This is a genomic window from Dactylosporangium sp. NPDC049742 (assembly GCF_040674675.1).
Classification (GTDB): domain Bacteria; phylum Actinomycetota; class Actinomycetes; order Mycobacteriales; family Micromonosporaceae; genus Dactylosporangium; species Dactylosporangium maewongense.
In genome coordinates this window covers 1-9,504 of sequence record NZ_JBFANF010000138.1, presented here as the reverse complement: position 1 = coordinate 9,504, position 9,504 = coordinate 1, and the positions used below count along the sequence as shown (strand labels likewise).

The following is a 9,504-nucleotide window of genomic DNA, read 5'->3' as shown; positions in this document are numbered from 1 at the left end:
CGTCCCTGGTCGTGTCCCTCCCCGTCGTCATCGGCTTCACCATCCTCCAGCGCTATCTGGTCGCCGGCCTCACCGCCGGCGCCGTGAAGGGCTGAACACCCCGCCCCAGTCCAGGAGATCCACATGTCTCTGTCCCGCCGCACCATGCTCAAGATCGGCGGTCTCGGCGCCCTCGGGACGACCCTCGCCGCCTGCGCCCCCGCCACCAACACCCCCGCACCCGCCGGCACCGAAGGCCTCAAGGACGACGGCGTCAAAGAGTTCCCGCTGACGAGCTGGTCGTTCAACGAGGCGGTCACCAAGGAACCGATCCAGGCCCAGATCGACAAGTACACGGCCGCGAACGCCGGGACGAAGATCAGCACGCCGTCGTACCCGTACAACGACTACCTCAACCAGTTGCTGCTGCAGGTGCAGGGCGGGCAGCTGACCGGCGCCGTCCAGCTCGACGTCGCCTGGCTCGCCACCCTCGCCGCCACCGGCAAGCTCCTGGACCTCAAGAGCGTCGCCGCCGGCCTCGACTACTCCCCGGCGGCCCTGGCGCTCGGCCAGTCCAAGGGTGTGCAGTACGGCCTGCCATGGACCTTCGCCGGCATCGGCCTGATCAGCAACAACGAGCTGCTGACGAAGGCCGGGGTGACCAGCCCGCCGAAGACGGTCGCCGAGTTCGAGGCGGCGCTCACCGCCGTCAAGGGCCTCGGCGGCGGGGTCGTGCCGTGGGCCGGCATGACGAAGGTCGACCAGTTGAAGGACATCATCCCCTGGATGTGGGAGTTCGGCTCCCCGATCGTGGAGAACAACAAGGTCGTCATCGGCGACGACGGCAGCGTCGAGGCGCTCACCTGGTACAAGAAGCTCTACGACCAGAAGCTCATCGCCCCCGACGTCAACCGCGTCGACGCCCGCGCCCTCATGTCCCAGGGCAAGACCGCCTTCTACGAGGACGCCATCGGCGGCCGCGCCGCCGTCACGAAATCCTCACCCGACAAGGACCTCGGCACGAAGATGGTCCCCGTCGCCCGCCCCGTGAAGAACGCCGGCGACAAGCCCCGCCACCTCGCCTGGGGGCAGGTGATCGCGGTGATGAACGGTGCCGGCGCCGCCGCCGCCGCGAACTACGCCAAGACCGTCACCACCGACCCCGGCTACAACGTCGACTGGTTCAAGAAGACGGGCCTGCCGCCGACCACCAACGCCGGACTCGCCGACTCCGCCGTCAAGAACGACAAGTTCGCCACCGACTTCACCAGCCAGATCGGCGCCAACTCCAGCGCCAGCCCGTTCTGGATCTACCCGCAGTTCTCCCAGATGGAGAAGGTCCTGGCCGAAGAGGTCCAGTCGATCCTCATCGGCAAGAAGTCGCCGAAGGACGCGCTCATGTCCGCCCGCGACCGGATGAACGCCCTCATCAAATGAGCTTCGACGACCTGCTCCGCGGCCGCCCACTGGTGGCGATCCTGCGTGGTGTACCGGTTGCGCGGGCCCTCGAGATCGCCCGCGCCGTGTGGGACAGCGGCCTCGGCGTGGTCGAGGTCCCGATCCAGACCCCCGAGGCGGTCGAGTGCCTGCGCGCGCTCGCCGCCGAGGGGCACCCCGTCGGCGCCGGCACCGTCCGCACCGCGGCGCAGGTCGAGGCCGCCGCCGAGGCGGGCGCGGTGTTCACCGTCGCGCCCGGCCTGGACCTCGACGTGGTGCGGGCCAGCCAGGCGGCCGGCCTGCCGCACCTGCCGGGCGTCGCCACCCCGTCCGAGGTACACCATGCGCTGCAAGCGGGTTGCGAGTGGCTCAAGGCGTTCCCGGCCGGGGCGCTCGGCCCGGCCTGGCTGCGCGAGCTGCGCGGCCCGTTCCCCGAGGCGAAGTTCGTCGCCACCGGCGGCATCGGCGCCCACAACGCACCCGATTACCTGGCCGCCGGCGCCCGCGCGCTGGGGGTCGGCGGCGCCGTCACCACCGACGGCGGCCTGCCACCGCTCCTGGAGGTCCTCCGCCGAACCTGACCGACCCACGCTCCGAGGCGCCGCCGCGGACCAGCCACACCCCCGAGGCACGGCCGCACCGAACCCGGTGCTCTGCGCCGCAAGCGGTGATGTGTCGCGCCGCAAGCGGTGTGCCGCAGACGGTGCGCCGCGTCGCCCGCAGCGATGCGTTGCGCCGCACGCGGTGTGCTGCGCCGTCGGCGGTGTGCCTGGCCGCGCCGGCGCCACGTGAGCAAGCCCTGAGGAAGAGGCCCATGCACAGAGCCGCCCTGGTCGCCGCCACCGCCATGGCGACGGCCCTCGTCACCGTGCCCGCAACCGCCGTGCACGCCGCCCCCGCCACCGTCACCCTGGTGCCGTACGGCATCGACAGCTCCAACCAGGCCGCCTGGTGGTCGCCGCTGGACACGTACACCCCCGGCAACGACTACGCGTATCTGGCGTTCAACGAGCCCGGCTCCACCGCCGGCACGCACCGCGTCGCCATCGCCCGCCGCGACACCGCCGGCGGCTGGACGAGGCTGCCCGTCATGAACGGCGCCGCCCAGGCCGAGTACGCCGACGACATCGGGCACAACCAGCCGTCGGTCGCGCGGGACGGCAGCGGCCGGCTGCACGTGTTCGCCAGCATGCACAACAACGCCTGGCGCTACTTCCGCTCCGACACCGTCGGCGGCGCGCCCACCAACCACGCCGCGGACCTGCCGGACCAGGGGATCGGCGTCACGTACCCGGTGCTGACCACCGCGCCGAACGGCGACCTGTACCTCATCGCGCGGCTCGACGGGAGCACCGCCCGCTCCGGCCGGCTGTACCGGTGGAACAACGCCGCCGCGACGTGGACCCGGGTGGCCGTCTTCGCCGAGTCCGCCAACCGCGCCGTCTACCCCGACGACCTGCAGTTCGACGCCGCCGGCAACCTCCACGTCCTGTGGGAGTGGGGGCTGTACCCGGCGACCGCGTTCCGCCACCAGCTCAGCTACCTGCTGTACCGGCCCGCGACCGGCACGTTCGCCGACCACACCGGCGCCGCGGTCACCGTGCCGGTCAGCACCGCCACCGCCGACGTCATCCAGCCGATCGAGGCCGGCGAGGTGTACCAGGGCAACGACGGCACCGGACCGGCCGTGCAGAGCGCGAAGCTCACGGTCGACGGCACCAGCCCGAAGGTCGCGTACCGCTACCGGAGCGCGACGAACTTCATGGTCCGCTACGCGTACGTCTCAGGCACCACCTGGGTCCGGGACACGGTGTACTCCGCCGCGCAGACCAGCGCCGCCATCGACATCACCTGGCACCCGACGGAGCAGAAGCGCGTCTACTACACCACCGCGGCCGGCGTGATGTACGTGGCGACCAAGCCCGGCACCGCGTGGACCGCCGCCGCCGTCGCGCCCGGGATCCCCGTGCAGCGCTTCGCGGTCGAACGCACCACCGCCGGTGTCGACGTCCTCTACCTCGTCGACCTCACCAACCTTCGCCTGTACTACGGGAGGAACTGATGCGCCGCCTGCTCGCAATCGTGTTGCTGGTGCCCGCCGCCGCCGTCCTGGGCACCGCCACGGCCGCCCACGCCGACCCCGCCGGCACCGGCTACACCCTCGTCTTCGAGGACCAGTTCAACGGCACCGCGGTCGACACCGCGAAGTGGAACTACCGCACCGACTCCAAGGCGTACAGCACCCAGCGCCCGCAGAACGTGTCCGTCAGCGGGGGAGCGCTGAACATCGCCCTGAAGAAGGAGACCTACGGCGGCAAGGACTACACCGGCGGCGGCGTGGTCAGCAAGCAGACGCTGCGCTACGGCTACTACGAGACCCGGGCGAAGCTCAACGACGGCGCCGGCTGGCACAGCTCGTTCTGGCTCATGGCCGGCGACGGCTCGACGACCTTCCCCGCGGCGCAGCGCACCGAGATCGACGGCTTCGAGATCGACTCGATCAGCCCGACCCGGATCCACCACGGCGTGCTGACCTGGAAGGGCAACGGCGTGTCCGCCGGGAAGTCGTACGGCACCACGTACACCAGCGCCACGATCGACTCGAGGGACTGGCACGTCTACGGCATCGACTGGTCCGAGACCAGCACGAAGTTCTACGTCGACGGCGTGCTCAAGTACACCGCGCCCTACCTGCCGACGGACTGGACGCACGACTACACGAGCATCTGGCTCACCAGCATCGCCTACGGCAGCGTCCCCGACGCGAGCAAGTTGCCGTCGGCCGTGCAGTTCGACTACGTGCGCTACTGGCAGAAGGACTACTACGTCGACGACGACGGACCGGCCGCGTACGGCTACAGCGAGACCGGCACCTGGTCGCCGTCGACGCTGACCGGCTGGACGACCGGCTCGCCGACCCGCTACGCGGCCTGCAACTCGGGTGGGAACACCGCGACCTGGCGCCCCAACCTCCGTGCGGCGGGCACCTACAAGGTCTCCTACTACAAGGTGACGGCCGCCAACAGCGACCCTGCCGCGAAGCTCGCCGTCGCCGGCACCCAGACGACGGTCAACGGCACCTCGGCCCCGTCCGGCTGGGTCGACCTGGGCACCTTCGCGCTGCCCGCCGGCACCGGCACCGCGGTCACCCTGACCAGCTCGGGCACCGGCTGCGCCCGCGCCGACGCGGTCAGGTTCGTCCGGGTGTGAGCCGCCGCGCCGGTCGCCACCGGGCCACGCCGCAGGCCCGCGAGCGACCGGCGCGGCCACGCTGCGACCCCCGGGCCGGAGATTGTTGACTTGCGGAATACTTGCTCGGCAAGTACCGTTGCAGCAGGCGACAAACCCGTTCAGCCCTGGAGGCACAAGATGCCCGCGATCACCGTCGAAAACGTCCTTGCGCTGCCGCGCGTGTCCACCCCGGACCCGGTGTCGGCGCGCCCCCGCCCGGTGGTGTCGGTGACGACGGCGCCGAAGGGATTCGAGGGCGAGGGCTTCCCCGTCCGGCGCGCGTTCGCCGGCGTCGACCTGCGCACCCTCGACCCGTTCATCCACATGGACCAGATGGGCGAGGTCGAATACGCCCCGGGCGAGCCGAAGGGCACCCCGTGGCACCCGCACCGGGGGTTCGAGACCGTCACGTACATCATCGACGGCGAGTTCGTGCACAACGACTCGCACGGCGGTGGCGGCGTCATCCGTGACGGCGACACGCAGTGGATGACCGCCGGAAGCGGCTTGCTGCACATCGAGACCCCGCCCGAGCACCTCGTCGTCAGCGGCGGTCTCTTCCACGGCTTCCAGCTGTGGGTCAACCTGCCGCGCGCCGACAAGTTCGCCGCCCCGCGCTACCAGGACATCCGTGGTGGCCAGGTGGCGCTGCTCAGCTCGCCCGACGGCGGCTCGCTGCTGCGGGTCATCGCCGGTGAGCTCGACGGCCACGCCGGCCCCGGCAACACCTACACGCCGATCACGATGATCCACGCGACGATCTCCCCCGGGGCGTCGCTGACGCTGCCGTGGCGCAAGGACTTCAACGCGCTCGCCTACACCCTCGCGGGCAAGGGCAGCGTGGGCACGAAGGGCCGGCCGGTGGAGCTGGGCCAGCTCGCGGTCTTCGGCGAGGGCGACAGCATCACCGTCACCGCCGACGCGAAGCAGGACCCGCGTCACCCCACGATGGACGTGCTGTTCCTCGGCGGAAAGCCGATCCGCGAGCCCGTCGTGGCGTATGGTCCGTTCGTCATGAACACCAAGGCCGAGGTGGTCAAGGCGTTCGAGGACTACCAGGCCGGCCGGCTCGGCACGATCCCGGCCGCGCACGCCGCAGTGCGAGGAGAGGCGTCCTAAGTGGACATCGAGGTCGTCGACGACCCGCAGCAGCACCGCTTCGAGCTGCGGGTCGACGGAGCGCACGCGGGTGCGGCCTACTACCGGCTGCACCCGGGTGAGATCGTCTTCACCCACACCGAGGTCGACAAGGAGTACGAGGGTAGGGGCCTGGGCAGCAAGCTCGCCGCCGGCGCCCTGAACGCGGCGAAGGAGCGGGCACTGCGTGTCGTCCCGCAGTGCCCCTTCATCGCCGCCTACCTCAAGCGGCACCCAGAGCTCAGCTGAGCGGCTGCAGCCCGATCGGGTTCGGGTGCCGCAGCAGCGCCGACGCCTGCACGGCGACCGGGCGCAGCAGTTCGGCACAGCGCGCCGTGGCGGCCTCCCCGAGGGCCCGCCACGGCGCCGCGGCCAGGGCGTCCGTCGTGCGTTCGACGGAGGTGTACGCCTCCCGCGCCCGGCCGGTCGCCTTCCCTTCCGCGTCCAGCCATCCACGGCCGCGCAGCCGGTCGATCGCCGCGGCCCACTCCTCGTCGGTCCAGCCGCGGGCGGGCTGGTAGAACTCCCGGCCGGCGCCGTCGAGCAGCGCGACCCGCCACACGTTGCACTCGGCCCCGTCCAGGCCCTCGACGAGCAGCGCCGCGAGGTGCCCGTCGCCGCGGTGCTCCCGCAGCACCGTCGCCGCCTGCCACAGCACGCCGGCCGGGTCCTCCGGCCACGGCAGCATCGCGTTGGCCGCGCCCAGCACCCGGCCGTGCAGGTCGGCCGCCTCCGCCGCCGCCCGCAACAGGCTTGCGACCTCCGTCAGGTCCCCGTCCACCGTGAGCAGGACCCGCCGCGATCCTTCCAGCCGCGCGGCGAGGGCCGCCTCCGGCGTGATCCGCGTCCACACGTCCGGCAGCGCCCGGGTCACCATCCGTGGCGCGAACCCGTAGAACGCCGCGATCACCGGCCCGGCCGGCACCGCGCCGAGCGGGGCACTACGGCCGGCGAAGTACCCCCGCCAGAACCCGCGCAGGCCCGCCTCCTCGAACGCCGCCAGGGCGTCCGGGGCGAAGTAGGTGACCGCGTGGACCGGTTCGAACAGGCTCCACATGCGACGTTCGGTCGACAACTCTGTCATGGACCTGACGGTATACGCGAACACGCCCGGCGGAGCCGGGGACTTTTTCACAGCGGGCATTCCCGGGAACGGCTGTGACGTCGTTCACGAGGGCGAGGTGTACGGAACCGTTTCGTACTCTCTCGGAGCGGGAGTAGGGTTCGAGTACGAAACGGTTCCGTACACCTGCGATCCAGGACTTGCGGAACCCGGCCCTCGCACCTTAGGAAGTGGTCATGTCTCCCGCGCCGAAGCCCGAACGCCGTGAAGCGATCTGCGAAGCGGTCTTCGAGCTGCTCGGCGAGGTCGGATACGACCGCATGTCGATGGATGCCGTGGCGGCGCGAGCCCGCGCCAGCAAGGCGACCATCTACCGGGGCTGGCCCAACAAGCCCGACCTGGTGATGGACGCCTTCGAGCACCGGTTCGGCGGCTCGTACGAGCCGCAGGACACCGGGACGCTGCGCGGCGACCTGATGGCGCTGCTCACCGCGGCGTGCGAGGTGGCGAACAGTCCCGACGGCGACGTCATGACCGGTCTGCTGACCGCGGCCACCCGGAACCCGGAGCTGGCCGATACGTTCCGCCGCTGCGTCTACGAGGCGAAGCGCTCCGCGTACGACACCATCGTGCGACGCGCGGTGGACCGTGGCGAGCTGCCCGCCGGAGCCACCTCCGACCTGCTGCAAGAAGTCCTGCACGCGCTGGTGCTCAACCGGACCATGTGGCACGAGGGGCCGCTCGACGAGGCGTTCGCCACGCGGGTCGTCGACCGGGTGCTGCTGCCCGTCCTGCGCCAGCCTGCCTGACCCGTATTCCTGCCTGTTGAAGGCCCGCCCGCCGACCGGGTGCGGTCGCGATCAACCATGCCTTGGGAGGCACAAGCTCATGTCGAACCAATCGGGGGACACGGCCGTCGCGGTCGACCCCAAACGCGCGACCGGTGCGGCCACGGCCGACCCCAAACGCTGGCTGGCCCTGTCGGTCATCGCCGTCGCGCAGCTCATGGTGGTCCTCGACGCCACCGTCGTGAACATCGCCCTGCCGTCGGCGCAGGAGGCCCTGCACATCTCCACCGCCGACCGCCAGTGGATCGTCACCGCGTACACCCTGGCCTTCGGCGGCCTGCTCCTCCTCGGCGGCAGGATCGCGGACTTCTTCGGCCGCCGCCGGACCTTCCTCATCGGCCTCCTCGGCTTCGCCGGCGCCTCCGCGCTCGGCGGCGCCGCGGTCAACGCCGAGACCCTCTACGCCGCCCGCGGCCTGCAGGGTGCCTTCGGCGCGCTGCTCGCCCCGGCCGCCCTGTCGCTGATCACCGTCACCTTCACCGAGGCGAAGGAGCGGGCCAAGGCGTTCGGCGTCTTCGGCGCGATCTCCGGCGGTGGCGCCGCCATCGGCCTCATCTCCGGCGGCCTGCTCACCCAGTACGCGAACTGGCGCTGGACCCTGCTGGTGAACATCCCGATCGCGATCATCGCCTTCGTGGCGGCACTGCCGGTGGTGCGGGAGAGCAAGGCCACCGGCGACACGAAGTACGACATCCCCGGAGCGGTGCTCGCCACCCTCGGCCAGGTCGCGCTCGTGTACGGCTTCACGAAGGCCGCGACCGACGGCTGGAGCTCCGGCGTGACCGTCGGCTGGCTCGTCGCCGCCGGCGTCCTGCTCGCCGCGTTCGTCGTGTGGGAGTCGCGGGCGAAGCACCCGCTGCTGCCGCTGCGCGTCCTGTGGGACCGCAACCGCGGCACCTCGTTCGTCGTGTCGGTCCTGGTCGGCGCGGGCATGCTCGGCATGTTCCTGTTCATGACGTTCTACCTGCAGCAGACGATGGGCTACTCGGCCCTCAAGAGCGGCGTCGCCTACCTGCCGTTCTCCGCCGGCATCATCGTCGCCGCCACCCTCGCGGCGCGCTTCCTGCCCCGCGTCGGCCCGCGCGTGATCATGTCGATCGGCGGGGTCATGGGCACCGCGGCGATGATCTGGCTGACCCGTCTCGACCTGCACTCCGACTACGTGGTGGACATCCTGCCCGCGTTCATCGCGATGAGCGTCGGCATGGGCCTCGTCTTCGTGCCGCTGAGCAGCGTCGCCCTCACCGGCGTCGCCAACCACGACGCCGGCGTGGCGAGCGCCCTGGTCAACACCACCCAGCAGGTCGGCGGCTCCCTCGGGACCGCGCTGCTCAACACCATCTTCACCACGGCCGTCACCGGCTACCTCACCACCCACGGCGCGGAGCCGCTCCAGCAGGCCGAGGCGGCGATCCACGGGTACAACGTGGCCTTCACCGCCAGCGCGGTCCTGCTCGGCGTCGCCGCCGTGCTGGTGATCCTGTTCATCCGGCGCACCCCTGCCGACGCCAGCACCGCCACCGACCAGGAGCAGGTGCCGGTCCTGGTGCATTGACGTCGCCTGTACGACAAGCCATAACCCTTTCGGGCGCAACGCCCGGGCCCTGGCATCACCTCGGGTCGCCAGGTCCCGGGCGGGTCGTGGGGGGGGGGGGGGGCCCGCCCGGTCATCAGCCCCCCCCCGGGGACCACCGGGGGCGGGGGCGGGCGCCCCCCCCCCGCGGGCCCCCGGCGGCGGGGCCCCCCCCCGCCCGAGCCGGTCACCGTGGGGACCATGTCTGCCCGTCGACCCGGAGCGAGTTGGCCGAC

9 protein-coding genes are annotated in these 9,504 nt (G+C 71.5%); 8 read left to right on the top strand and 1 reads right to left on the bottom strand.

All coding sequences use genetic code 11. The annotated features are described in order from the left end of the window. Positions 1-123: 123 nt before the first annotated feature. The 6 genes from AB0J72_RS58475 (at position 124) to AB0J72_RS58450 (ending at position 6,033) form a co-directional block, all read left to right on the top strand. Positions 124-1,416 carry an extracellular solute-binding protein gene (locus AB0J72_RS58475; protein WP_363417810.1) on the top strand — a complete coding sequence of 431 codons (1,293 nt, stop codon included), beginning with the start codon at positions 124-126 and terminating at the stop codon, positions 1,414-1,416. After that, positions 1,413-1,997 (top strand): bifunctional 4-hydroxy-2-oxoglutarate aldolase/2-dehydro-3-deoxy-phosphogluconate aldolase, encoded by a 585-nt coding sequence (locus AB0J72_RS58470; protein WP_363417807.1) that lies wholly within the window; start codon positions 1,413-1,415, stop codon positions 1,995-1,997. Before AB0J72_RS58475 ends, AB0J72_RS58470 begins: the two co-directional genes overlap by 4 nt. Before the next feature lie 233 nt (positions 1,998-2,230). Continuing rightward, positions 2,231-3,478, top strand: coding sequence for a BNR-4 repeat-containing protein (locus AB0J72_RS58465; protein ID WP_363417804.1), 1,248 nt, complete (start codon positions 2,231-2,233; stop codon positions 3,476-3,478). After that, positions 3,478-4,626 (top strand): glycoside hydrolase family 16 protein, encoded by a 1,149-nt coding sequence (locus tag AB0J72_RS58460; RefSeq protein ID WP_363417801.1) that lies wholly within the window; start codon positions 3,478-3,480, stop codon positions 4,624-4,626. Before AB0J72_RS58465 ends, AB0J72_RS58460 begins: the two co-directional genes overlap by 1 nt. Before the next feature lie 159 nt (positions 4,627-4,785). Next, entirely contained in the window at positions 4,786-5,766 is a 981-nt protein-coding gene (locus tag AB0J72_RS58455; RefSeq protein WP_363417798.1) for a pirin family protein, read from the top strand. Beyond that, positions 5,767-6,033 carry a GNAT family N-acetyltransferase gene (locus AB0J72_RS58450; RefSeq protein ID WP_363417795.1) on the top strand — a complete coding sequence of 89 codons (267 nt, stop codon included), beginning with the start codon at positions 5,767-5,769 and terminating at the stop codon, positions 6,031-6,033. Here the strand turns inward: AB0J72_RS58450 and AB0J72_RS58445 are convergent. Continuing rightward, positions 6,026-6,868, bottom strand: coding sequence for a hypothetical protein (locus AB0J72_RS58445; RefSeq protein ID WP_363417792.1), 843 nt, complete (start codon positions 6,866-6,868; stop codon positions 6,026-6,028). The genes AB0J72_RS58450 and AB0J72_RS58445 overlap by 8 nt on opposite strands. Positions 6,869-7,083: 215 nt before the next feature. Here AB0J72_RS58445 and AB0J72_RS58440 point away from each other — a divergent pair, with 215 nt between their 5' ends. Then, entirely contained in the window at positions 7,084-7,656 is a 573-nt protein-coding gene (locus tag AB0J72_RS58440; protein WP_363417789.1) for a TetR/AcrR family transcriptional regulator, read from the top strand. 79 nt (positions 7,657-7,735) lie between these two features. Further along, entirely contained in the window at positions 7,736-9,250 is a 1,515-nt protein-coding gene (locus AB0J72_RS58435) for an MFS transporter (RefSeq protein WP_363417786.1), read from the top strand. The last annotated feature ends 254 nt before the right edge of the window (positions 9,251-9,504 follow it).